The 23,318-nt window shown below is 64.2% G+C and carries 19 protein-coding genes; 10 read left to right on the top strand and 9 right to left on the bottom strand.

The annotated features are described in order from the left end of the window. The 3 genes from JQ587_RS16310 to JQ587_RS16300 form a co-directional block, all read right to left on the bottom strand. Positions 1 to 1,128: a Re/Si-specific NAD(P)(+) transhydrogenase subunit alpha gene (locus JQ587_RS16310; RefSeq protein WP_212425942.1), complete on the bottom strand. Its 1,128-nt coding sequence runs from the start codon at positions 1,126 to 1,128 to the stop codon at positions 1 to 3. A gap of 142 nt (positions 1,129 to 1,270) precedes the next feature. Further along, complete coding sequence (locus tag JQ587_RS16305; protein WP_018317799.1) at positions 1,271 to 1,423, bottom strand: aa3-type cytochrome c oxidase subunit IV; 153 nt, start codon at positions 1,421 to 1,423, stop codon at positions 1,271 to 1,273. Positions 1,424 to 1,628: 205 nt separating this feature from the next. Beyond that, positions 1,629 to 3,566, bottom strand: coding sequence for a M3 family oligoendopeptidase (locus tag JQ587_RS16300; protein WP_212425941.1), 1,938 nt, complete (start codon positions 3,564 to 3,566; stop codon positions 1,629 to 1,631). A gap of 127 nt (positions 3,567 to 3,693) precedes the next feature. On the opposite strand from JQ587_RS16300, the gene JQ587_RS16295 reads away from it, so the two are divergent. From JQ587_RS16295 to JQ587_RS16285, 3 genes are all read left to right on the top strand, one after another. After that, entirely contained in the window at positions 3,694 to 5,190 is a 1,497-nt protein-coding gene (locus tag JQ587_RS16295) for a sigma-54-dependent transcriptional regulator (RefSeq protein ID WP_212425940.1), read from the top strand. A 348-nt stretch (positions 5,191 to 5,538) separates the two neighbouring features. Beyond that, positions 5,539 to 7,755 (top strand): L,D-transpeptidase family protein, encoded by a 2,217-nt coding sequence (locus tag JQ587_RS16290; protein WP_212425939.1) that lies wholly within the window; start codon positions 5,539 to 5,541, stop codon positions 7,753 to 7,755. A gap of 274 nt (positions 7,756 to 8,029) precedes the next feature. Continuing rightward, entirely contained in the window at positions 8,030 to 9,649 is a 1,620-nt protein-coding gene (locus JQ587_RS16285; protein WP_212425938.1) for a peptidoglycan L,D-endopeptidase MepK, read from the top strand. A gap of 10 nt (positions 9,650 to 9,659) precedes the next feature. Here the strand turns inward: JQ587_RS16285 and JQ587_RS16280 are convergent, their stop codons facing one another. From JQ587_RS16280 to JQ587_RS16270, 3 genes are all read right to left on the bottom strand, one after another. Beyond that, positions 9,660 to 10,085: a DUF1801 domain-containing protein gene (locus JQ587_RS16280; RefSeq protein ID WP_212298222.1), complete on the bottom strand. Its 426-nt coding sequence runs from the start codon at positions 10,083 to 10,085 to the stop codon at positions 9,660 to 9,662. Between the two features lie 73 nt (positions 10,086 to 10,158). Continuing rightward, entirely contained in the window at positions 10,159 to 10,431 is a 273-nt protein-coding gene (locus tag JQ587_RS16275) for a DUF2312 domain-containing protein (RefSeq protein WP_008546273.1), read from the bottom strand. A 199-nt stretch (positions 10,432 to 10,630) separates the two neighbouring features. After that, on the bottom strand, positions 10,631 to 10,936 hold the full coding sequence (locus JQ587_RS16270) for a DUF1244 domain-containing protein (RefSeq protein ID WP_212425937.1): 306 nt from the start codon (positions 10,934 to 10,936) through the stop codon (positions 10,631 to 10,633). 168 nt (positions 10,937 to 11,104) lie between these two features. Between JQ587_RS16270 and JQ587_RS16265 the strand changes: the two genes are divergently transcribed. Both JQ587_RS16265 and pyk read left to right on the top strand, forming a co-directional pair. Continuing rightward, the gene (locus JQ587_RS16265; protein ID WP_212425936.1) at positions 11,105 to 11,710 is read left to right on the top strand and encodes a DUF1036 domain-containing protein; all 606 of its coding nucleotides are present in this window, start codon (positions 11,105 to 11,107) and stop codon (positions 11,708 to 11,710) included. Further along, the gene (pyk, locus tag JQ587_RS16260; protein ID WP_212298225.1) at positions 11,707 to 13,143 is read left to right on the top strand and encodes a pyruvate kinase; all 1,437 of its coding nucleotides are present in this window, start codon (positions 11,707 to 11,709) and stop codon (positions 13,141 to 13,143) included. Before JQ587_RS16265 ends, pyk begins: the two co-directional genes overlap by 4 nt. A gap of 149 nt (positions 13,144 to 13,292) precedes the next feature. Here pyk and JQ587_RS16255 read toward each other — a convergent pair whose 3' ends face one another. Further along, positions 13,293 to 13,973 carry a TetR/AcrR family transcriptional regulator gene (locus JQ587_RS16255; RefSeq protein WP_200469738.1) on the bottom strand — a complete coding sequence of 227 codons (681 nt, stop codon included), beginning with the start codon at positions 13,971 to 13,973 and terminating at the stop codon, positions 13,293 to 13,295. A gap of 384 nt (positions 13,974 to 14,357) precedes the next feature. Between JQ587_RS16255 and JQ587_RS16250 the strand changes: the two genes are divergently transcribed. The 3 genes from JQ587_RS16250 to JQ587_RS16240 all read left to right on the top strand — a co-directional run bounded on the left by JQ587_RS16250 (position 14,358) and on the right by JQ587_RS16240 (position 17,934). After that, positions 14,358 to 15,914 (top strand): glycosyltransferase 87 family protein, encoded by a 1,557-nt coding sequence (locus tag JQ587_RS16250; RefSeq protein WP_212425935.1) that lies wholly within the window; start codon positions 14,358 to 14,360, stop codon positions 15,912 to 15,914. A 218-nt stretch (positions 15,915 to 16,132) separates the two neighbouring features. Beyond that, on the top strand, positions 16,133 to 17,188 hold the full coding sequence (locus JQ587_RS16245) for a DUF4274 domain-containing protein (RefSeq protein ID WP_212425934.1): 1,056 nt from the start codon (positions 16,133 to 16,135) through the stop codon (positions 17,186 to 17,188). 503 nt (positions 17,189 to 17,691) lie between these two features. After that, the gene (locus JQ587_RS16240) at positions 17,692 to 17,934 is read left to right on the top strand and encodes a PilZ domain-containing protein (protein ID WP_249154345.1); all 243 of its coding nucleotides are present in this window, start codon (positions 17,692 to 17,694) and stop codon (positions 17,932 to 17,934) included. 15 nt (positions 17,935 to 17,949) lie between these two features. On the opposite strand, the gene JQ587_RS16235 is transcribed toward JQ587_RS16240, so the two are convergent. Both JQ587_RS16235 and JQ587_RS16230 read right to left on the bottom strand, forming a co-directional pair. Then, positions 17,950 to 19,176: a glycosyltransferase family 87 protein gene (locus tag JQ587_RS16235; protein WP_212425933.1), complete on the bottom strand. Its 1,227-nt coding sequence runs from the start codon at positions 19,174 to 19,176 to the stop codon at positions 17,950 to 17,952. Between the two features lie 170 nt (positions 19,177 to 19,346). Beyond that, entirely contained in the window at positions 19,347 to 19,511 is a 165-nt protein-coding gene (locus JQ587_RS16230) for a Flp family type IVb pilin (protein WP_128949876.1), read from the bottom strand. A 375-nt stretch (positions 19,512 to 19,886) separates the two neighbouring features. Here JQ587_RS16230 and JQ587_RS16225 point away from each other — a divergent pair, with 375 nt between their 5' ends. Together JQ587_RS16225 and JQ587_RS16220 are read left to right on the top strand one after the other, a co-directional pair. Next, the gene (locus JQ587_RS16225; protein ID WP_212425932.1) at positions 19,887 to 21,386 is read left to right on the top strand and encodes a hypothetical protein; all 1,500 of its coding nucleotides are present in this window, start codon (positions 19,887 to 19,889) and stop codon (positions 21,384 to 21,386) included. Positions 21,387 to 21,397: 11 nt separating this feature from the next. After that, a complete protein-coding gene (locus tag JQ587_RS16220) occupies positions 21,398 to 23,203 on the top strand; it encodes a hypothetical protein (RefSeq protein ID WP_212425931.1) in 1,806 nt (601 codons plus the stop codon). Positions 23,204 to 23,318 lie beyond the last annotated feature (115 nt).

The raw sequence follows: 23,318 nt of genomic DNA, 5'->3' as shown, positions 1-23,318 counted from the left end.
TTAAACCTTCGGCTGGAAGTTCGGGTGGATCACGGCGCCGTCCTTGGTCAGTGCGGTGGCCTTGACGAGCTCGTCGTCCCAGTCGACGGCAAGCTTCTTCTCTTTCTTGTCGACCATGGTCTCGATGAAGGAGAACAGATTGCGTGCGTAGAGGCTGGACGCCGAGGCCGCGACGCGGCCGGCGACGTTGGTGTAACCGACGATCTTGATGCCATCGAGATCGACGACCTCGCCGGCCTTGGCGCCCTCGACATTGCCGCCGCGCTCGACGGCAAGATCGACCAGCACCGACCCCGGCTTCATCGACTTGACCATCTCGCCGGAGACGAGCTTCGGCGCGGGCCGACCCGGAATCAGCGCGGTGGTGATGACGATGTCCTGCTTCTTGATGTGCTCGGCGGTGAGCGCGGCCTGCTTGGCCTGATACTCTTTCGACATTTCCTTGGCGTAGCCGCCGGCGGTCTGTGCGTTCTTGAACTCCTCGTCCTCGACGGCGAGGAATTTTGCGCCAAGCGATTCCACCTGCTCCTTGGTGGCGGGACGGACGTCGGTCGCGGTGACGACGGCGCCGAGGCGGCGCGCAGTCGCAATCGCCTGCAGGCCGGCGACGCCGACACCCATCACGAACACCTTTGCAGCGGGCACGGTGCCGGCGGCGGTCATCATCATCGGGAAGGCGCGGCCGAAGGCCTCGGCCCCCTCGATCACGGCACGGTAGCCGGCGAGGTTGGCCTGCGAGGACAGCACGTCCATCACCTGTGCGCGCGTGATGCGCGGCATCAATTCCATGGCGAAGGCGGAAACGCCGGCATCGGCCATCGCCTTCAGCGCGGCTTCGTTGCCATAGGGATCCATGATGGCGATGACGAGCGCACCGCGCTTGTATTGCGCAAGCTCGGAGGCCTCGGGACGCTTCACCTTGATGATGATGTCGGCGTCCTTCAGCGCATCGGCGCTGACAGTGGCCCCCACAGCGGTGAATTCGGAATCCGGGAGGCCCGACTTGATGCCTGCGCCCGGCTCGACGGCGATCTCGGCGCCCAACGCCTTAAACTTCTTCACCGTATCGGGCGAAGCCGCGACCCGCGGTTCAGACGGATCAATTTCCTTGGCAACGGCGATCTTCATAGGTCCTCCGGCGGCGCGGGACAGCGCGCGCACAAAAAAGTAGCGTTACTCCCGCAGCGTTGCATACCGGCTTTAGAACCGGCTTGTTTGCAAAATTTGTGGGCAGCTGCCGCCGCAAGCGTGGGCAGCTGCCAAAGTCGATTTAGGTGAGGAAGATCGCCATCAGAATCACGATCAGCGCGACCGATGCCGTGCCGTACTTCACCAGCTTGATGAAGCCCTCATAGGTCTGCTCGTGCGCAACGTAGTCGTTGCCATCGGCGGTGCTGTACGCAACTTCGCTATGATCTGCCATGATTGTCCCCAGTCGAAAGTCGAATTCTTCGGCTGGGATACCTTAAACCTTCGGGCAGGGCAACGGCACGAAGGCGCGGTTTTCCAGCAAATAGGCTCATTTGGAATCCCGATTATCGCGGATCCGGGCCGCCCGATTGCCCTCGCTGAACCACAGTTCAACTGATCCCGCGCGCCGATCCTGCCCTAAATTCAGGCACTCGCCCTCAGCCCATCGCCTCCAGCTCGTCGATCATGCCGGCGATGACGCTGAGCCCCCCGTCCCAGAATTTCGGGTCCTTGGCGTCGAGCCCGAACGGGCGCAGCAGCTCGGAATAGTGCTTGGTCCCGCCGGCGGCGAGCATGTCGAGATAGCGCTCGGCGAACCCTTCGGCCGCGTTCTCGTAGACCGCATAGAGCGAGTTCACGAGGCAATCGCCGAAAGCATAGGCGTAGACGTAGAACGGCGAGTGGATGAAGTGCGGGATGTACATCCAGTAGCTTTCATAGCCCGCCTTGATCTCGATCGCCGGCCCCAGGCTCTCGCCCTGCACCGACAGCCAGAGCTCGCCGAGGCGCGTCGCGGTGAGCTCGCCGTTCTTGCGCTCGGTGTGGACCGCGCGCTCGAAGGAATAGAACGCGATTTGCCGCACCACGGTATTGATCATGTCCTCGACCTTGCCGGCGAGCAGCGCCTGACGCTGCTTTGCGCTCTTGGTCTGCGCCAGGAGCCGCCTGAAAGTCAGCATCTCGCCGAACACGCTCGCGGTCTCGGCCAGCGTCAGCGGCGTCGGCGCCATCAGCGCGCCGTTCTTCGCCGCGAGCACCTGATGCACACCGTGACCGAGCTCATGCGCGAGCGTCATCACGTCGCGCGGCTTGCCCTGGTAATTCATCAGCACGTAGGGGTGCGCCGACGGCGTGGTCGGATGCGAGAACGCGCCCGGCGCCTTGCCCGGCCGCACCGGCGCATCGATCCAGCGGTCGGTGAAGAAGCGCTCGGCGATGTCGGCCATCTTGGGCGAGAAACCGCGATAGGCCGTCAGCACCATGTTGCGCGCATCGGGCCAGCCGATCACGTCCGTCGCCGCGAACGGCAGCGGCGCGTTGCGGTCCCAATAAGCGAGCCGCTTCTTGCCGAACCATTTCGCCTTCAGCGCGTAATAGCGGTGCGACAGCTTGGGATAGGCCGCGCGCACGGAAGCGACCAGCGCATCCACCACCTCGCGCTCGACGCGGTTGTTGAGGTGGCGGGAATCCGCAACGTCCTGGAAGCCGCGCCAGCGGTCGGAAATATCCTTGTCCTTGGCGAGCGTGTTGGTGATCAGCGCAAAGGTGCGCTCATTGGCCTTGAAGGTCTTTGCCAGCGCTTCCGCCGCAGCCTTTCGCTTGGCGCCGTCGCGGTCCTGCAGGAAATTCAACGTCGGCTCGATCGCCAGTTCTTTGGAGCCCACCTTGAAGCGAAGACCCGAGATGGTCTGGTCGAACAGACGGTTGAAGGCAGAATAGCCGGTCTGAGCCTTCTCCAGGAACAGTTGCTCGAGCTTGTCGTCGAGCTGATACGGCTTCTCCTTGCGCAGATCCTCGATCCACGGACGGTAATGCGCAAGCTCGGCGGCTTGCATCGCGCGGTTCAAAATATCGTCATCGATACGGTTGAGCTCGAGCGCGAAGAACAGAAGATGCGTCGATGCCGCCGTCAGCCGCTCGGAGACGTCGCCGTAAAACTTTGAAATCTTGGGATCAACGCTGTCGCCGGCGTGAACGAGACCCGCAAAGGAGGCAAGACGGCCGGCGAGATCGTCGATCGCCTCATACCGCCGCACCGCTTCCGCGAGCCATTTTCCGCCATCTTCGTTTGCTGTGCCTGTTGCGAGCTTGCCCTTGTAGTCGGCCTCGAACGCGACGCAATCGGCATCCATCTTTGCAAGATCGCGCGCCACTTCCGGCGCATCGATCCCGACATAGAGATCGGCGAGGTTCCACTCTGGAAGCTTACCGGTCTTGCTCGCAGGCTTTGTCGACGACTTGGCCAGTGACGACTTGGCCAGTGAAGACTTGGCCAGTGAAGGCTTGGAGGGCTTTGCCTTGGCAGCGGATTTCTTGGCGACAGTTGATTTGCGGAGAGCGGTCTTCTTGAGAGCGGGCTTGGAGCGCGAATTCATTGTGTGGGAAACCTGTGTTCAACAAGCGCGACGGCGGGCGGGGGCATCAAGGTTTAAGAGTGCGTTAATCGGCTTCGGCCAGAGTGCCCCGATTCGAGACAGATAGTAGTAGCGTGCGGGGAACACCATGGCTGCCAGTATTTTGATCGCCGATGACGACGCTGTGGCCCGCCGCCTGGTCGAGAACATGGTGCAGAAATGCGGCTATCAGACGATCGTCGTCGAGTCCGGCGACGCCGCGGTCGCCGCCCTCACCGCTCCTGACGCACCTGCGATCGACGGCGTGATCCTCGATCTGGTCATGCCCGGCCTCGATGGCATGGGCGTGCTGGCGAAGATCCGCGAAGCGGGCCTTAGCGTACCTGTCATCGTGCAGACCGCCCATGGTGGCATCGACAATGTCATCTCGGCGATGCGCGCCGGCGCCGCCGACTTCGTGGTCAAGCCGGTCGGCCTGGAGCGGCTCCAGGTGTCCCTGCGTAACGCACTTAACGCCTCCGCGCTCAAAGGCGAATTGCAGCGCATCCGTCACAGCCGCGAAGGCCGGCTGACTTTTTCCGACATCATCACGCGCGCCGAAGCAATGGCGGGCGTGATGCGCGCCGCGCAAAAGGCGGCGAACTCCTCGATTCCCGTGCTGATCGAAGGCGAGTCCGGCGTCGGCAAGGAGATGTTCGCGCGCGCCATCCATGGCAGCGGCGAGCGCAAGGCAAAGCCGTTCGTCGCGGTCAATTGCGGCGCGATCCCCGACAATCTCGTCGAGTCCATCCTGTTCGGCCACGAGAAAGGCGCCTTCACCGGCGCAACTGAACGGCATATGGGCAAATTCCTCGAGGCCCATGGCGGCACGCTGTTTCTGGACGAGGTCAGCGAGCTGCCGTTGACCGCGCAGGTCAAGCTGCTCCGCGCACTTCAGGAAGGTGCGGTCGAGGCAGTCGGCGGCCGCAAGCCCGTGAAGGTCGACGTCCGCATCATCTCCGCGACCAATCGCAAGCTGCTGGAGCGGGTCAAGCAGGGTCACTTCCGGGAAGATCTGTTCTATCGCCTGCACGTGCTGCCGTTGACGATCCCTTCGCTCAGGGCCCGGCGCGAGGACATCCCGCACCTTCTCAGGCATTTCCTGGCGCGCTTTGCCGCCGAGGAAAACCGCCCGATCTCCGGCGTCAGTGGCGAGGCCGTGGCGCATCTCGCCCAGCTCGACTGGCCCGGCAACATCCGCCAGCTCGAAAACGCCGTGTACCGCGCGGTGGTGATGAGCGAGGGCGACCAGCTCGGTCTCGACGATTTCCCGCTGGTGGCCTCGCATCCGCACACCGCGACGGAGATTCCGACCGCGCCGCTCATGATCGAGCCGATCGCCGCGCCCTCGGTCGTATCAGGTAACGAAATACCGATCGCGCCACTTCCCCAGGTCGGCTCCCTCTCGATGTTGACCCCCACCGGCGACGTCCGTCCGCTCGAGGACATGGAGAGCGAGATCATCCGCTTCGCAATCTCGCACTACCGCGGACAGATGTCGGAGGTGGCACGTCGCCTCAAGATCGGCAGGTCCACGCTCTACCGCAAACTCGACGAAGCCGGGGTTCCCGGCCATGGCGGGAAAAGCGGTGAAGAGACGCACTGAACCTCATGCGAACGGAGGTCCGCGCGAGCGGACATTTGCGCCCGCAAGCCGTTGAATTACGGCAAAATTCGGCGGCGAGCCAAACCGTGACTTGGAAGTGACAGACACTGGGAAAAGCGTGCGGTGAAACCGCACAATCCGTTGCAAACGGTCTGTCTTGAAGTCAGTTTGTCGTGAGTTTCCCGGGGTAGCGCTAGCTGCAAAAACGGGGCCTGTATATCGTCGGCGTATGAATCGTTGCGTGCAGGCGTGCAACTTCCGAGAGGCCGGCGCGGTTTGGCCGAAGCTCAATTTGGCGACAACGAAAGCTGTTCCACGAGGGACAGTTCACCCAAGGGGTGCGACACAATGCGTGACTGTTTGAACCACCGTGCAGGCTTCGACCGTGTCTTGATGACGGTCGCAGCGACCTTCCTCACGGTATCGGCCGGCTCAGCCCTGGCCCAGGATCAGGCGCGCAGCAGCGCCGCCGAGCTCGCGATCGAAGCCGCGATCCCGCGCCCCGAGCCTGCGAACGTCCCGCCCCCGACCGCATCCGACATCAAGCTCGACACCACCGCGACGGTGCAGGACGCGCCGAAGGAAACTGCGAAGGAGCCGGTCAAGGCCGAGGCAGCTCCGGCCCCCGACAAGGTCGAGACCAAGTCGTCCGACGTCGCCACCACGCCCACAGCCGACGCGCCGAAGAGCGAGACGGCCAAGACCGAGCCCGCGAAATCTGAACCTGCCAAATCGGAGCCAGCCAAGACTGACACAGCGGTAGCACCGGCGGCTGCTCCCGCCGCTCCTGCGGCTGCAGCCACGACCCCGGCCGCCGAGCCGGTGAAGGCCGCGAGCAACGTCCCCGCCGCCGACCAGCCGGTCGCCGACAAAATCAAGGACATCATCGGCGCCAAAACCTCGCGCCATTTCGACCGCAAGAACGAGCGGGCCGCCGTCGAGAAGTTTTATGGCGCGCGTGACTTCGCGCCGGTCTGGACCCAGGGCGGCAGCCTCACTGCTGCGGCCAAGGGCGTGATCGCGCGGCTGAAGGATGCGGCCTCCGACGGTCTCAATCCCGCCGACTATCCGGTGCCGGATTTCGCCGCCGCCACCACGCCCGACGCGCTGGCCGATGCCGAGCTGAAGCTCACCGCCGGCATGTTCGACTATGCGCGCCAGGCGCAGAGCGGCCGCATGCACTGGTCCCAGGTCAGCGCCGACATCCTCTATCCCGAGCATCCGGTCGATCCGAACGACGTGCTCACCAAGGTCACGAGCGCAGCCGATGCCTCCGCGGCGCTCGACAGCTACAATCCGCCGCAGAAGCTCTACAAGGAGCTGAAGGCAAAGCTCGCACAGCTGCGCGGCCAGGGCGACGGCCCGGTGATCGAGATCACCGAGGGCCCGGCACTGAAGTACACGCCAGCCAAGGGAAAGAAGCAGGCTGAGATCGTCGTGCAGGATCCGCGCGTGCCGCAGCTCCGCACCAAGCTCGGCATCACCGAGAACGCCAGCGACGACCATTACGACGCAACGGTCGCGGAAGCCGTGCGCAAATTCCAGGACGGTGCCGAGATGAAGGCAACCGGCGTGCTCGACGCGCCGACCGTGAAGGCGCTCAACAGTCCGAAGCGCGACAAGCAGATCGATACCGTGCTGGTGAACATGGAGCGCTGGCGCTGGCTGCCGCGCGACCTCGGCGTGCCCTCGCTGGGCGACGCCTATGTCATTCTCAACATTCCCGACTACACTCTGAAGGTGATGCAGCGCGGCCAGCAGGTCTGGACCACCCGCGTCGTCACCGGCAAGCCGGGCCAGCACGCGACGCCGCTGCTGACCGAGACGATGAAGTACATCACGGTGAACCCGACCTGGAACGTGCCGCCGTCGATCGTCTATGGCGAATATCTGCCGGCGCTGCAGCAGGACCCGACCGTGCTTCAGCGCATGGGCCTCAAGCTCGAGCAGAATCGCGACGGCTCGGTGCACATCTCGCAGCCGCCCGGCGAAGCCAACGCGCTCGGCCGCATCCGCTTCAACTTCCCGAACAAGTTCCTGGTCTATCAGCACGACACGCCGGACAAGAACCTGTTCGCCAGGGAAGATCGCGCCTTCAGCCATGGCTGCATGCGCGTCCAATATCCGGACCAGTACGCCTCGGTGCTGCTCAACATCGCCATGCCGAACGAAAAGTACACGCCGGAGCGCGTGCGCAGCATGTACGGCTCGGGTGAGATCGATCTGAAATTCCCGACGCCGATCCCGGTCAACATCACCTACCAGACCGCGTTCGTGGACGACGCCGGCAAGCTGCAATTCCGCAAGGACGTCTATGGCCGCGACGCGACCATGATCAACATTCTGAAGAACGGCCGCGGCAAGGATCTCGAGGCGGTCGTCGCGCACTCGCAGCCGAGCTATTCGCGCCCGGCAACAACCCTGCCGTCCGGCGTGGCAGTGGCCAACAATGGCGGCGGCTTCGGCTCGTCCGGCCCGAGCTTCTTCGAGCGCCTGTTCGGGGCTCCGACCCCGCCGCCGGCTCCGGTCGGCCGCCGGCCGCCGCAGCGGGTGTTCACTCGCTGAGCTTCGGCCAAGGGCGTCAGCCCCTCAAATTCTTCAATAAGATCAACGACCCCGTCCCAAGGATGGGGTCGTTTAACGTTAACCATTCTCCTCCCGAGTTCCGGCCGCGGGCGTTTTTTCGCCACACTCAGCCGGTTAGGATTGTAGTCTGACTTGGTTTGGGGGCGGGAAGGTCAACCTCGAATTAACCTTCTCGCTTTAAGAAAGCGTTCATCCTCTTTCGCGCGCTAAACGGGGTTGGCGGGAGAGTCCATTTTGAACGCTCGTCGACTGGGTGGGCTCATACGTGCTGGCTGGTTTCGCACGCCAATTTGCTGTGCTGTCGTTGTCCCATGCGGGAGTGAAGGTCGGATCTCGGATCGGCCTCGCCTCGCTGGTGCTGCTCGCGGCTGCCGGTTCGGTCCATAACGCTGCCGCGCTGAACGAGACCAAGACGCTCTCCTTCCACCACACCCATTCGGGCGAAGACCTCACCGTCACCTTCAAGCGCGATGGCCGCTACGACGAAGCCGCGCTGAAGACGCTCAACCACTTCCTGCGCGACTGGCGCACCCAGGACGAGACGGTGATGGATCGTCACCTCTTCGACATCCTCTGGGAAGTCTATCGCGACGTCGACGGCAAGCAGCCGATCCAGATCATCTCGTCCTATCGCTCCCCCGCCACCAACGCCATGCTCCGCCGCCGCTCCTCGGGCGTGGCGCGCTTCAGCCAGCACATGCTGGGCCATGCGATGGACTTCTACATTCCGAACGTGCCGCTGGAGCAGATCCGCTTCGCGGGCCTCCGCCTACAGCGCGGCGGCGTCGGCTTCTATCCGACCTCCGGCTCGCCTTTCGTGCATCTCGACACCGGCAGCATCCGGCACTGGCCGCGCATGACGCATGATCAGCTCGCGCGCGTGTTCCCGGACGGAAAGACCGTGCACCTGCCGACCGACGGCGTCCCGCTGAAGGGCTATGAACTCGCCAAGGTCGAGATTGAGCGCCGGGGCGGCGGCGACGACGGCGCCAGCAAGCCGGGCTTCTTTGCCGCCCTGTTCAAGAGCAAGCAGGCCCCGGCTGCCAGCGCCGACGAGGATGATGAGGGCGCCCCTGCCGCGGCCGGGAGGCCGCCCACCGTCGTCGCAGCGGCCGCGAAGCCGGCTGATCCGGTGCCGACGCCCCGCGCCAAGCCGTCCGTCGCCGCCGCCGCGATCCAGCTCGCCTCGGCCGATGCGCAACTCGTTGCGCCGCCCAAGCCGAAGCCCGCGCCCGTGGCTGACAAGCCGGCTGCCGGCAAATCTTCTGACGGAAAGCCCGAGACCCCCGCCGACATCATCAATGCCCGCGGCTTCTGGGATGCACCGGCCATGCCGCAGCAGGCGACGCCAGCTCAGGTCGCTGCGCTGAAGGCGCGCCAGGCGCTTGCCGCCGCCACCGAGCCGCAGGCGACCGCGAGCGTCTCCAACGCAACCCTTCAGGCGCTGGCTTACGCGCCGGCCGCCTCCCCGGTCGATCGCGCCAAGGTCGTCGCCGCCTCCGCTCCGATCCCGCGCGGCGTGCGTCCCGTAGCCCGCAACGCCGCGCCGGCCACGGAAATCAATACCGTCGTCAGCAAGAGCACCGACGGCATGATCGCCACCGCGACCCGGCTTTCCGCCGCCAAGGGCGAGAGCATCTGGCTCAAGATCGTGATGCTGTCGCCGAGCGCCAGCCGCGCGATGTCGGTGACGCTGATGGGTGAGCTCGACATGGCCGCGATGCGCGCCTATTTCGTCAAGCCGCAGACCGTCGTCGCGATGGGCTTTGTCGAGGATCCGATGCAGGGCCTGTCCTGCGATAGCTTCTCGGGCAGCGCCACCACCAAGCTGGAGACGACATCGTTCGTCGTGCGCACGGCCGCGCTGCGCTAAGGCTGATCGCCTACCGCGCCTTCTTAGCCCGCCGGTCCAGATGATAGGTCAGCGCCAGCGACAGGCAGACTGACAGCTCCTGCTTCGGCAGCTTGCCCGCCACCGGCAGCAGCAGCGCCCTGGTCTGCCGATATTCGAACCCATCGGGAAAGCGCTCGCGAAAGGTGTCGACCAGCGTCGTCTTGCAATTGAACAAAATGGCGGCCTTGTCGGAGTCTTTGAGGCGGCCGAGCCGGATGGTCGAGCCGCTGCCCGTCTCCTCAGTCAAATAAGCGGGCTCCCCCCATTTCAGCGTTTCGGTGAGCCGGCCGACCTCGCCATCCTTCGCGGCGATCGCGAAGATCAGGTCACGCACTTGAAGCAGCCGCTTGCCGATCGGCGCAGGAAGAGCGCCGAAGGCACGGTTCACGTCACGCGGCGGCGGTGGAGCAGTCACTGATGTCTCCGTTCACAAACGAAGTGCAACAGCCGCAATGTGTAGCCCGAGCGATGTTCGAGGCACAAACGCCTCAGATCATCCCCAGCGCCTGCATGTAGGTCTCGAGAATCGTCTCGGCCTCGGCACGCTCGTTGGGGTCCTGCTTGCGCAGGCGCACGATGGTGCGCAGCGCCTTGACGTCGTAGCCGTTGCCCTTGCTCTCGGCATAGACGTCACGGATGTCGTCGGAGATCGCCTTCTTCTCTTCCTCCAGCCGCTCGATGCGCTCGATGATGGATTTGAGCTGGTCCTTGGCAAATTTCGTCGCGGGCTCGTCGTCGCGGACGGCGGCGGAGGTGGCCATCTTGGTACTCCCAATGGAACTGGCAAAACGAGGTGACGCCGGCATCCTCACCGCGCGTGCTGGCAGAACCCTTAGGGTTCGTGCGGACTGCGTTCAAGCAAGCATCGCGCTCGTCCACAGCGCGCCCACACCTTCCTGCGCGGGAGCCAAGAAAGCTGTTGTGTAATGCGACTCAGCGCGCGTGCCCGGCAGTCCTCCCTCAGTGACTGTGGGGATGGACCTTCTTCATAGTCTCGATCTGCTCGGGTGTCGCCGTGCCCTGGTACTTCGACTTCCAGGTCTCGTAGGGCATGCCGTAAACGGCCTCCCGGCTCTCGTCCTTGCTTAAGGACACGCCTTGCGCGTCGGCGGCGTCCTTGAGCCAGTTGGACAGGCAGTTGCGGCAGAAGCCGGCCAGATTCATCAGGTCGATGTTCTGGACGTCGGTCCGCGTCTTCAGATGATCGACCAAGCGCCGGAAAGCGGCCGCTTCGAGCTCCGTTCTGGTTTTGTCGTCAATTGCCATGGCTGGACCTCTCGGCTGTGACCTAGATGGTGGTCACCCTTACGGGATCAGGTGGGGTCCTGTCACAGATTTTGCCATATCGCGGAGCAAACGGCCGCTGAGCCGACAAATGGGCCGTTCCCCGCCCCTACGCCAAATCGTCAATCATCTGGTATACGTTCCGCGACAATGATCGCCGAATCTCCCCGCTCCCCCCTTCGCCTGCTCGCCCGGTTGGTCCCGGCGCTGATGGTTGGTCTGCTGTGCCTCTGGGCCAGCCCGGCCTCGGCCGATTTCCGGCTCTGCAACAACACGTCGAGCCGGGTCGGTATCGCGCTCGGCTACAAGGATGCCGACGGCTGGACCACCGAAGGCTGGTGGAACATCTCGTCCCGCTCCTGCGAGACCCTGCTCAGGGGAACGCTGGTCGCCCGTTACTATTACATCTACGCGATCGACTATGACCGCGGCGGCGAATGGTCGGGGCAGGCCTTCATGTGCTCGCGCGACAAGGAATTCACCATCCGCGGCACCGAGGACTGCCTGGCGCGCGGCTATGACCGGACCGGCTATTTCGAAGTCGACACCGGCGAGCAGCGGGCCTGGACGGTGCAGCTGACCGACGCCAACGAGCAGCCGTCGCAGCAACGTGTCCCCGGGATGCCCGGCCCTGTTGGCCCTGGTGGCGGCGTTCCGGGTTTGCCCAATAGCCCGCCCGGTGCTACGCCCCCGGGCTCGCCCGGCCTGCCACCGGCCGCCGCCCCGCCCCCGCCCCCGCCTGGAAATAAGCCATGAGGCGTCTTCGCCGTATCAAGATTCTCGCGACCCTCGGACCTGCCTCTTCGGATCTCGCGATGATCCGCCGCCTGTTCGAGGCCGGCGCCGATGTGTTCCGCATCAATATGAGCCACACCCCGCATGACAAGATGCGGGAGTTGGTGGCGACGATCCGCAATGTCGAATCGAGCTACGGCCGCCCGATCGGCATCCTGGTCGATCTCCAGGGCCCGAAGCTCCGGTTAGGTGCCTTCGCCGAAGGCTCGGTCCAGCTTCAGAACGGACAGACCTTCACGCTGGATTCCGACAAGACGCCGGGCGATGCCAACCGCGTCAATCTTCCCCACCCCGAGATCCTCGCTGCGCTCCGGCCCGGCCATGCGCTGCTGCTCGACGACGGCAAGGTGCGGCTGATCGCGGAGGAGACCACGAAGGAGCACGCGGTGACGCGTGTCGTGGTCGGCGGCAAGATGAGCGACCGCAAGGGCGTCAGCCTGCCCGACACGGACCTGCCGGTCTCCGCCATGACGCCGAAGGACCGCGCCGACCTCGAGGCGGCGCTGGTCACCGGCGTCGACTGGATCGCGCTGTCCTTCGTGCAGCGCGCCGATGACGTGATCGAGGCCAAGAAGATGATCCGCGGCCGTGCCGCCGTCATGGCCAAGATCGAGAAGCCGCAGGCGATCGACCGCCTCGCCGACATCATCGAGGCCTCCGACGCGCTGATGGTGGCGCGCGGCGACCTCGGCGTCGAACTGCCGCTGGAGCGCGTGCCGAGCCTGCAGAAGCAGATGACGCGCATGGCGCGCCGCGCCGGCAAGCCGGTGGTGATCGCAACCCAGATGCTGGAATCGATGATCCAGTCGCCGGTGCCGACCCGCGCCGAAGTCTCCGACGTCGCCACCGCCGTCTATGAGGGCGCCGACGCCATCATGCTGTCGGCGGAATCGGCGGCCGGCAAATTCCCGGTCGAGGCGGTCTCGACCATGAACCGCATCGGCGAGGAGGTCGAGCGCGACCCGACTTACCGCTCGGTCATCACCGCCCAGCGCCCCGCGCCGGAATCCACCGCGGGCGACGCCATCGCCGACGCCGCGCGGCAGATCGCCGAGACGCTCGACCTGCCCGCCTTGATCTGCTGGACCAGCTCCGGCTCGACCGCGACGCGCGTGGCGCGCGAGCGGCCGAAGCCGCCGATCGTGGCGATCACGCCGAACATCACCGCCGGACGCCGGCTCGCCGCGGTCTGGGGCGTGCATTGCGTGGTGGCGGAGGACGCGCGCGACCAGGACGACATGGTGAGCCGCGCCGGGCAGATCGCGTTCCGCGATGGCTTTGTTCGCGCCGGCCAGCGCGTGATCATCGTCGCCGGCGTGCCGCTCGGCATTCCCGGCACCACCAACATGGTGCGCATCGCCTCCGTCGGCCCCGAGGGCGACGCGAGTATCTAGGTCCACCGGACCGCGACAAACAAAAAGCTCGAAAACAACCCCATGCACAGTAGCCGGCCCGTCCGGCTGCTTTGCCCGGGTTGTGCGAAAAACGTGCTCAGGCAAAGGCCTGAGCACGATCAGGCCCCCACCCCGACAGCAACGACGTCTTAAGCTCCGACCAGCGCCTTGGTCGTCGGCAGCAACGTCTGCTGCACGACGAGACCGCGGGCGCGGGCGTCCATGACGCCGACGGCGCGCAGCGCGAGCAGCGTCACGGTCTGCACCGCATCGCGCATCTTGACGGGATCTTCGAGATTGTCGGGCGCGAGCGGCCCGACCAGCGCCTCATGCAGTGCGCCCAGCAGCGCGGTCGCGGCCAACGCGGTGTCCTGCGCCGGCAGATGACCGGCACGCACCGCAGCGTCGATCCGCGCGGCGATCTCGCCGGCAATCTCGCGGCGGCTGGCCAGCCGTGAGGCGCTGACATCGACATCGACAGGCTCAGCCAGAATGCCCCAGGCCAGCCGGCGCTGCGACAGCGTATGGACCGCCACCGTGGTGACGGCCGCTGCCAGCGCCGAGGACGGCCCCGGCGCGGCATCCGCCGCGCGCCGGATCGCCGCGAGCTCGTCGCGGGATACCTCGGAAATCAGCTCGGAGATCAGCTCGGCCTTTGAGGGGAAGTAACGATAGACGGTGCCGGCCGCCACATTGGCCCGGACCGCAACCGGTGCGATCTGCACCGCTGCCATGCCGCCTTCGGCTGCGGCTTCCCTTGCCGCCGCCAGGATGGCGCTGCGCCGAGCCGCAAGGCGCTTAACCACTTGATGCGTCCGCCGATAAACCATGGCGCGCTTCCTGTCCCACAACGCTTGCCGCACGCCCGCGGCCGAACGCTTCGTCACTGCAAGAGATTGCAAATCGCCCCGCAAGGACTGAACAACTATTCAGAAGGGATGACAAGAACCAAATGTGTGATGGATCGTTCGCGCGCCAGGTAAGCGCTCGCTGCATCGATTCATGCAACCTTAACTGGCTGGTCATAGTCCTACGGGGATCAACCGGAATTCGGCAATGCGCCCTACAAGCATATTTTTTGCGTCGCATCCCGTTTTCGAAAAGGCCCTGCCATCAGACGTGGCGTCTTGATGCTGCAGCGCACGACAACCCCTGCTGACTTGCCCGACGCCAATTCCACGCCCGCGGCCGGAGGCCTGCGGCACCCGTGGACAATGGACCTGCGCGGGAAGGCCCTTGCACCCGTCGCCATTGTCGTCTGCACGATGCTCGCAGGCGCTCTCTACACGCTTGCGATGGGTGAGGACGTCAACTGGGATTGGCAGAACTACCACGAATACAATGTCTGGGCCGTGCTCAACGGCCGCTATGGCGTCGATGCGGTGCCGCCGGGCTTCCAGACCTACTTCAATCCGATCGTCTATTTTCCGGTCTACTATCTCCGCCACTTCCTGCCATCGCCCTATGGGCTGATGATCATCGGCGCCATTCACGGCCTCAACCTCGCGCTCATTTGCCTGTTTACGCGCGTGATCCTGCGCGAGGCCGCAACCATCGCGGCGATCGCAGCGGCGGTTGCGATCGCGGCGTTCGGTCCGATGACGCTTTCGGAGGTGGGGACGAGCTTTTCCGACGTGCTTCTTGCACTGCCGGTGATCGGTGGTTTCCTGCTGATCCTCGCCGCAGACCGATCGCCCACAGCCAGCCACCTGCTGGCCGGGCTGTTGATTGGCGCTGCGGTTGGATTGAAGCTGACCAATGTCGTCTACGCCGTGGGCGCAGCGGCTGCGGTGCTGGCCGCCTCGCGTCCACTCAAGGCCACTGTCCTTCTTGGACTCGGCGGCATCGTCGGCGCGGCGCTCACCGGCGGCGAATGGTGCCTGATCGCCTGGCGCGACACCGGCAATCCGATCTTCCCGCTGTTCAATGCAGTCTTCCAGTCAGGCGAAGTGGCGGCCATCAATCTGATGGATGCGCAGTTCATGCCCCACGGCGTGCTCGACGCGTTGGCCTATCCCTTCTACTGGCTGATGGGCGATCACAGAGGCGCAGAGCATCCGTTCCGCGACGCGCGCTTCGCGGTCGTGACTGTTTTGTTCGTGCTCGGCCTGGTCGCGCGCATGACGCGAGGCACTGCGATCCTCACACGACGCGACGTGCAGCTGGTGGTGCTGTTCGTCGTCTCATACCTGGCGTGGCTCGGCCTGTTCTCGATCCAGCGCTATGCGGTCGTTCTCGAACTGTTGTGCGGCCCGATCATCGTTCTGCTGCTCGCGCGCCTCGCGGCGAGCGCGCGGTCGACATGGCCTGCGACGTCCTCCGTTCCGCTGAACGCGGTGATGCTGACGGTTGCAGCAGCAATCGCACTGTGGTCACAGCCGGCGGATTGGTGGCACCGCTCATGGTCCGATACCTATAGGCCGAAGATCGCGGGCGAGCTCGATCAGCCCGCGACCTACTTCATCCTCGGCAAGCCGCTCGCCTACATCGCGCCGCAGCTTCCGCCGCAGTCGCGCTTCTACCTGCTCGCCGATATCGGTGTGCCCATCGTCCCCGGCGGCATCTTCGACCAGCGTATTCGCGCCGGGCTGAAAGCTCCCCTGCCCGGTGGTCTCCGCGAGTTGCACATGCGCGGCGAACCCGACCGCAGCGCGCTGCTGGACCGCTACGCACTTGCCATCGATCCCTCGCGGCCCTGCGTCACCATCGAGGGCGCCCGCCCCGGCACGATCCTCGAAAGTTGCCCGCTGATCGAGCGGGCCTCGCGGTAGATGGGCCAAATATCCGACATTCGACGTGTCAGCCAAATATCCCCACTCGGCTCGCGCAATTGCCCAACATTGGTGAACTGAAGCGCCTTGGCGAAGAGTTAGCCTTCTCGGAGTTCAGCTATTCGAGCGCCGCAACCAATGTTACGAATTGACGTAACGCTTCAACCATTATTTTGGCACAAGAATCGCCGGAATTTCCGTCCGTTTCGAGGCTCCCGATGTCCCTCGCTCAGCAATTGTCGCAACTCCGTCCCCTGATGGTCCCGGCCGAAATTGAAGCGCTTATTGGGCCGGAGGAAACGAAGCGGGCGCTCGATACGTTCGGCGGCTTTCAGAGAACCACTGGCGTGTCTGTAGATTTTTCGCATGCAGAGGGGGTCATCGATTCCATCTTCTATTCGGCCATGTCTAATTTCCCCCGGGACGTGGCGGTGTGCGGCGTACAGATCGGCATGACGGTCGACGCCCTGCGGAAGGCCCTGCCTGATCTGCGTTTGGCGGACGGCCAGACCGGCAAGCCCAACGAGCACGGGTTTATCAGGTATCAGTCCGAACCAGCCGCGTTGCATGCGAGAATCGAGGTCTCCATAAAGAACGGGGAAGTGTATTCGTTCGGCCTGTATCGGGCCGACATCGCCGAGGTGCGGGAGCGGCGGCAACGGCAAGAGGCCGAACGACGTGCCGAAACGAATCGCAAGCGGGAGCTCGCCAACAAATGGAAATCCGTCGAAAACAGGGATGAGATGCTGCTTAGCTGGGCCGAGCATCGTTCGCCTTGGAACGAGTACACGCCCCAGAGATTTGTCAGGTTCGCCCGTTGGCTCATGGCCACTTCCGATCCCGATGTCTGGCACATCGTGGCGACGAGCTGGAATTGGGATTACAGCCACGCGCCGCTGCTATGGATCATCCGGCAAGAGAAATGCGATATCGCGACTGCGCTTGAAATCTTCTTCCTGGCAGACCCGACCTATTATTTCCGATGGGCCAAGGATCGTTCGTCGGTCCCGCCCCGCAACCTCGAGATGTTCGATTTTCTGGCGGAGCTTCGTCAACGACTTGCGCGGGGATTTTATCAGCGATCCGAAATCGCCTTCGATGGCGAGACGCATATGTTCTACGTCAATCGAGGGCAGGAGACGGCGGAAGACAGGGTCTTGGCCCAGAGTTTCTTTCCGCTCAAGGCCGGGCAAAAGATTCCAGGCCGCGACCTGAAGGACAGTGAGGACGACAAGTTCGGGGAATGCCGCGCCATGTTGGCGACCGTCAATTAGGCCCGGCTGGCCAGGTCGGCTTTTCATCCTCGGCAAGCCGCACGCAAACGGCTGGCCCAACCGACGATTAACCGAAGGGCAAGCGCGGTCGGTCGCTGGCTGAAGTTCGGAAAGGCGCACGGCGGTAACAGGATGCACGTCCGACGGGCCTCGTGTCCGCTTCGTGCACCGAGCCGGGAAGCTCAGGTAACATTTTCGCAGGATAGGCCGGGTAGGATGTGACTTTACTCGCCGACAGGCCAGCTTTTGGGATTGCCATGAGTACCCATTGCGACGCTGAATTAGCAACCATCGCCCGAGAAATTGCATCCACGCAACGCCACATTGAAAACCAAACTGCGTTGATTGACGTGCTTGAACGAGACGGACACGACGTGAGCGAGCAAAGAAGAAGCCTCGCGACCGAGCGATCGAAATTGGCAACGCAGATCGCACGACAATTTCGGCTGCTTGAGACAAGCTGCACATCGGACAGATGAGCTAATTTTGGGCGGCATGAAGTGATGGAACGTCGAAAGCTCGAGCGCATCGATGTCGACGAAGTCGCCTACATCTTCGGCGACGGCGCCAGCTTGCGTTGCCGCGTGGTCAACATGTCGGATCAGGGCGCAGCAATCGAGCTTCCGACGAAGCAATACGTGAACTCCACATTCAAACTCATGTTCGAGAAGGATCGCGTCGTCCGAGCTTGCCGATGGGTCTGGTCGAGTGACAATCTCATCGGGGTCGCGTTCGAGGATCTTTGACGGCTAAGGGTTGCGCTATTGCCTCGTCGCCGCGAGCTGCAGCGATGCAGCCTCGGCGGCCCGCCAGGCTGCGCAGCGGCCGAGGATCAGGCCGAAGACGATCAGAATCGCCGGGAAGCCCACCGGCATCCCGAGAAACAGGAACGTCGCAAGCAGCGCGAAGACGAGAGCCAGGGCCATCACCTCATGGCGCGCGAAACCGTCATCGAGGCCGGCACGGATGAGAAAGGCCACCGCGATTCCCAGAACCACCAGATCGTACATGAAGAGATAGGGCGTCGTGAGCAGCGTTGCCGCCGCGAGCATCGCCGCCTTCAGCGCGTAGGGCAGCCTGCTCCGCCACATCGCGACCAGCACGACCGCAACCGCTGCCGTCAACACCCACTGGAAGATCCATCCGAGCTGCTCGGTGCCGCCGACATAGCGCACCAGCGCGAAGATGCTCTGCATCTTGAACCAGGGCGCCCGTCCTTCGGTCAGGAAGGCCTGCGAGAACATCGGGATCCAGTGGAAGAAGGCCTGCCAGCTTTCGGTCCCGAATGCGAGCCAGGATGCGACTGCGATTCCCACGGTGACGATGGCGGCCGTGAAAAGTACCGTCCACTCGGCGGCGGCGATCAGCACCAACGGAAACAACAGTCCGTATTGCGGCTTGTAGCTCAGAAGGCCCAGGCAAATGCCAGCCAGCACCGGTCGCGTCGGCAGCAGATAGAGCATGCCGCCGATCAGAGACGCGGTGAGGAAGCCGTTCTGCCCGACCAGGATGTTGATGAAGGCGGCGGGAAATCCGATCGCAAGCACAAGCCCGGCGTTACGCCCGATGATCGCGCGCATCACGGCGAGATAGGGCACCATGCTGAACGCGGCCCAGCCGATGAAAGCCACTGCGTAGGGAAACTGGGCGAGGAAAGATGCGACGAACAGGAAGGGCGGCGGATAATGCCAGGCGAAATGGCCGACGAAATCCTGCTTGAGCAGCGCAAGCTCGACCTGCTTCTGGATATCCCAATCCCAGGCCTGCGCGGGATGCCCCTCGAGCGCCAGCTTTCCGGCCGCCCAGACATTGACGAAGTCCGTCGGGATGCCGCGCCCGTCCGCGCCAAAGATCCACGCATGGGCGAGATAGGCCGCCGGAAAATACGCCAGCGTGACGATCGCCAGCACGAAGGAGACGTTGAGAAGCGCCGCAGGGATTGCGCCGTGACGACCAACGGCAGGCGGGACGGACGAAGCTTCGGCCATGCGGCTTCCTTTGACGCAATACGGTAACGCAGATGCGTCTAAGCCATACACCCGGTGGCTTGAAGGAGGCTTAAGGCCCGATTGTCGAATGCGCCGCGCGGCTACTCTCGGGCAAAACAAAAGAGCCCCGTCGATGACGGGGCTCTTCGTAATTCCGGCGATCGTCTAGCTTACTTGAGGCTGGACGAGATCGAGCCGAACTTGGTGTTCAGCGTGGAGCCGAGGTTGTTGACGACGGTGATGATCGCCAGCGCGATGCCGGCGGCGATCAGGCCGTATTCGATGGCGGTGGCGCCGGATTCGTCCTTCACGAAACGCGAAACGAGGTTCTTCATAGACTGCTCCCAAAAGGTACACGAGGCTTCAATGGTCTGGTCTTCTCGGCTTCCCAGCGCCGCCTGACCATGGAACCGAACTTAAATGCAAAGAATTGCGCCGCAGTTAATTCGGCCGCGTAAACTTGGAACCGTTTGCGTGTATTCGCCGATGGTAAACCGAAATCTAAAACAATCAGTTAAATTGCGCGGAGACACAGCGGCGCTCTTTCCGTTCCCTCCCCCACAAGGGGGGAGGGAACGTACCTACGTCGCAGCACTGGTCGAGTCCCCCATCAGATGCCGCTTTGGTTCCGCTGATTTACTGGAAGTTATGACCGCCATGGTCCAATGCCGCCCGCTCGGCCAACAGGACCAAGAACAAGACGAGGCGGCATGTCGCTTTCCTTTACCAACAGCATTGCGGTGCAGGGCCGCGCGCGAGCGCTGGTGCCGCTGTGCGTCGGCGCGGGCGCCTATCTCTTCTTCCTCCATCTTGGCGGCACGCTGCTCCAGGACTCCGACTCGTTCTGGCAGATCAAGATCGGCCAGTGGATCCTCGATCATCACGCCCTGCCCTATACCGACTTCTATTCCTTCACGCGGCCAGGGGAGCCCTGGATCTCGACGTCCTGGCTGTCGCAAATTCTGTTCGCCGTCTCCTACGGGCAATGGGACTGGGCCGGACCGGTGGTCCTCACCGCGCTTGCGATCGCGGCATCGGCCGCGATCCTCGTCTATCTGCTCGAGGCGCATCTGGAAATTCCGCGCGCAGTGCTGTTCGCGATGCTGGCCGTGGTGCTGTCGCTGCACCACATCCTGGCGCGCCCGCATATCCTGGCGCTGCCGGTGATGATTGCATGGGTCGGCATCCTGATGAATGCGGCCGACCGCAAGGTCACGCCGTCCTGGATCTGGCTGCCGCTGATGTCGCTGTGGGCGAACCTGCACGGCGGCTTCGTGCTCGGCCTCGCGCTGATCGGCCCGATGGCGCTGGAGGCGATCTGGACGCTGGAGTCCGGCAAGCAGGTCCGGCTGCTCGCGCGCTGGTTCGCGTTCGGCGTCGCCGCGATGCTCGCCGCCTGCGTCACGCCCTATGGTTGGCGCACGCTGCTCGGAGCGACCAACATCCTCAATCTCGGCGAACTGCTGTCGGTCATCTCCGAATGGACGCCGGCGAATTTCGCGTCGTTCTCCGCATTTGAAGCCGCGATCCTCGGCCTCATCGCGATCGGCCTGTTCAGCGGCCTCACGCTGTCGCTGCCGCGCATCCTGCTGATCCTGCTGCTCACCTGGATGGGGCTCACCCATGTCAGGAGCATCGAGGCCTTTGCCTTCCTGGTGCCCCTGGTGCTGGCCAAGCCGCTCGGTGAGAATTCGCCGCGGCCGCAACTCGCGCAAGCCGGCGAGAGCTGGCCGGCGCGCTACGTCACCATCACCGGCGCGCTGATGATCGCAGCCGCAGCCTGGACCTCGACCTCGATCTACATGGCGCATCATCGCTTCACCTTCACGATGGACCAGACGCCGGTCGCCGCCGTCGACCTGCTCCAGGAGCGCAAGGCGCAACGCATCTTCAACGGCTATCAATTCGGCGGCTATCTGATCTCACGCGACGTGCCGGTGTTCGTCGACGGCCGCGCCGAGCTCTATGGCGAGAAGTTCGTGATGGACTTCTTCAAGGCCACCGAAGGCAAGAAGCCCGAATTGCTGCCGCGCCTTTTGGACGAGTACAAGATCGACGCGACGCTGCTGGGAGCCGATACGCCGGGTCCGCAATTCCTCGATCACCTCAAGGGCTGGAAGCGGCTCTACGCCGACAACATCGCCGTGATCCATGTGCGCGATGACCGGCCGGGCACGGGCGATACGCCCATGCCAGCGTCATCCAACTGAGACGCCGGACAATGTCGCCGCTCGTCCCACCGACCGGGCAACGATCGACCGCGGAGCCGAAGCCTGCGATCGTGCTCGCGCTGGCCTGGGCGACGATCGTGCTGGCGCTCGGACTCCCCGCCATCAAGGCCGGCGTGTTCGACACGCTGTCGACCGACGACGCCCTGCGTCTGGTCGAAGTGCGCGATCTCTTGGCCGGCCAGGGCTGGTTCGACCTGACCCAATACCGGCTCGACCCGCCGGGAATTGCGATGCACTGGTCCCGCATCGTCGATGCGCCCCTGGCCATGCTGATCCTCCTGTTCCGCCCGCTGCTCGGCCAGCACCATGCCGAAGCGCTCACGCTGGTGCTGTGGCCGTCGCTGTTGATGGGGGCGGCGCTTTGGCTCGCAGCGTCGATCGCGAGTCAGGCAGGCGCCCCGGCAGACAGGCCGCGGACACAGCTTGCGGCGATTCTGGTCACGGCGCTGTCGATCCCTGCCCTGATCCACTTCCGCGCCGGCGCGATCGACCATCACAATCTACAGATCGTGCTGCTGCTCGGCTTCGTGCTCTGCATCTGCGACCTGGAACATCGTGCAGCCAAGGCGGCCTGGGCGGGATTCCTCGCGGCGCTGTCGCTGTCGATCGGATTGGAAATGCTGCCCGCCATCGCCATGGCGAGCGCGGCCGTCGTGGGACTCCTGGTGTGGAAAGGCAATGACGTGCTGCGTCCCGCCTGCGCCTTTGGTGCAGGCCTTGCCGGGTCGTCGCTGCTGCTGGCGCTGCTGCTGCTCCCGATGAACAGTCTCCACACGCCGGTCTGCGATGCCTTCGGAGGGCCCATCCTGCTCTTGTGCGCGGGCGGCGGCGTCGCGCTGCTCGCAATTGCCGGTGTCAGCCGGCTGCGCGCGGGCTTGTGGACACGGCTCATGGCGAGCACGCTCGCCGGTGCGCTCCTGCTGGGCGCATTCTTCAAGTCATATCCGAGCTGCGTGGCATCACCCTACGCGCAGGTCGATCCCCAGCTCGTCAGCTTCTGGTTGGGCCGCGTCGTCGAGACCATGCCGGTGACGGAGCTGGCACAGATGCAACCACAAAAGCTGCTGGGCTATTATGCTTTTCCATTGCTGACGCTCGGCCTGTGTGTGGCTGCCATGATCGGCTGCGCACCGCAAACGCGCTTTCGCTGGATCGTCTCGACCGTCACGCTCGCAACGCTGTTCGGCGAGAGCCTTTGGGAATTGCGCGGCGCCGCTGCCGCCAACATCGTTGCCGCCCCGCTCTGCGTCGCCGGAATTGTCAGGCTTCACACCAATGTCGTGGCCGGCTGGCGGCTGGTACGTGTGGCGCTGCTGGTGTCGCCGGCGACGCTTGGCGGCATCGGCCTTGCGGTCTGGCCGGCGCTCGCCGCCGGTACGGGCGGACCAAAGATCGCGATGCCCGATCCCGTCGCGTCCTGCCAGACCATCTCCAGCGCCGCGCCGCTCGCCGGCCTGCCGCCCGGGCGGGTGATGGCGCCGATCGATTCGGGTCCTGCGATCCTGGCCGCGACAGAACATTCCGTCTTCGCTGGTCCCTACCACCGCAACAATGACGGCAATCTCGTCCTGCTGCATACGATGACGGACACACCGGACGCCGCGCGCGAGCTGCTCCGTGCACGGCAGGTCGACTACATCCTGACGTGCAACGGCTCCTTCGATCAGGACGATCTCGTCCGCATCGCGCCGGAGGGCCTTGCCGCGCATCTCGGGCGCGGCGATGCTCCGGACTATCTGGCGCGAGTGCAGGCCGTGTCGAAACCCGGCTGGACGGTCTGGCGCGTGCGCAAGTAAGCGAGCGCGAATTCCATTTTCAACGGCCCGTCGTGCTCATCGCGGGAGGCGTCCGGCGCTGGCCCCTTGAAGAAGCGTCAGGATCGCTTTTGCATATTTTTCCCGAATTCTGGAA

This window comes from Bradyrhizobium manausense (genome assembly GCF_018130615.1).
GTDB classification, from domain to species: Bacteria; Pseudomonadota; Alphaproteobacteria; order Rhizobiales; family Xanthobacteraceae; genus Bradyrhizobium; species Bradyrhizobium manausense_A.
This window is presented reverse-complemented; position numbering and strand designations above follow the sequence as displayed.

Coding starts and splice junctions, on each gene's coding strand:
- JQ587_RS16310 (WP_212425942.1), bottom strand. CDS start 1,128: ATGAAGATCGCCGTTGCCAAGGAAATTGATCCGTCTGAACCGCGGGTC.
- JQ587_RS16305 (WP_018317799.1), bottom strand. CDS start 1,423: ATGGCAGATCATAGCGAAGTTGCGTACAGCACCGCCGATGGCAACGAC.
- JQ587_RS16300 (WP_212425941.1), bottom strand. CDS start 3,566: ATGAATTCGCGCTCCAAGCCCGCTCTCAAGAAGACCGCTCTCCGCAAA.
- JQ587_RS16295 (WP_212425940.1), top strand. CDS start 3,694: ATGGCTGCCAGTATTTTGATCGCCGATGACGACGCTGTGGCCCGCCGC.
- JQ587_RS16290 (WP_212425939.1), top strand. CDS start 5,539: ATGCGTGACTGTTTGAACCACCGTGCAGGCTTCGACCGTGTCTTGATG.
- JQ587_RS16275 (WP_008546273.1), bottom strand. CDS start 10,431: ATGGCCACCTCCGCCGCCGTCCGCGACGACGAGCCCGCGACGAAATTT.
- JQ587_RS16270 (WP_212425937.1), bottom strand. CDS start 10,936: ATGGCAATTGACGACAAAACCAGAACGGAGCTCGAAGCGGCCGCTTTC.
- JQ587_RS16265 (WP_212425936.1), top strand. CDS start 11,105: ATGATCGCCGAATCTCCCCGCTCCCCCCTTCGCCTGCTCGCCCGGTTG.
- pyk (WP_212298225.1), top strand. CDS start 11,707: ATGAGGCGTCTTCGCCGTATCAAGATTCTCGCGACCCTCGGACCTGCC.
- JQ587_RS16255 (WP_200469738.1), bottom strand. CDS start 13,973: ATGGTTTATCGGCGGACGCATCAAGTGGTTAAGCGCCTTGCGGCTCGG.
- JQ587_RS16250 (WP_212425935.1), top strand. CDS start 14,358: ATGGACCTGCGCGGGAAGGCCCTTGCACCCGTCGCCATTGTCGTCTGC.
- JQ587_RS16245 (WP_212425934.1), top strand. CDS start 16,133: ATGTCCCTCGCTCAGCAATTGTCGCAACTCCGTCCCCTGATGGTCCCG.
- JQ587_RS16240 (WP_249154345.1), top strand. CDS start 17,692: ATGGAACGTCGAAAGCTCGAGCGCATCGATGTCGACGAAGTCGCCTAC.
- JQ587_RS16235 (WP_212425933.1), bottom strand. CDS start 19,176: ATGGCCGAAGCTTCGTCCGTCCCGCCTGCCGTTGGTCGTCACGGCGCA.
- JQ587_RS16230 (WP_128949876.1), bottom strand. CDS start 19,511: ATGAAGAACCTCGTTTCGCGTTTCGTGAAGGACGAATCCGGCGCCACC.
- JQ587_RS16225 (WP_212425932.1), top strand. CDS start 19,887: ATGTCGCTTTCCTTTACCAACAGCATTGCGGTGCAGGGCCGCGCGCGA.
- JQ587_RS16220 (WP_212425931.1), top strand. CDS start 21,398: ATGTCGCCGCTCGTCCCACCGACCGGGCAACGATCGACCGCGGAGCCG.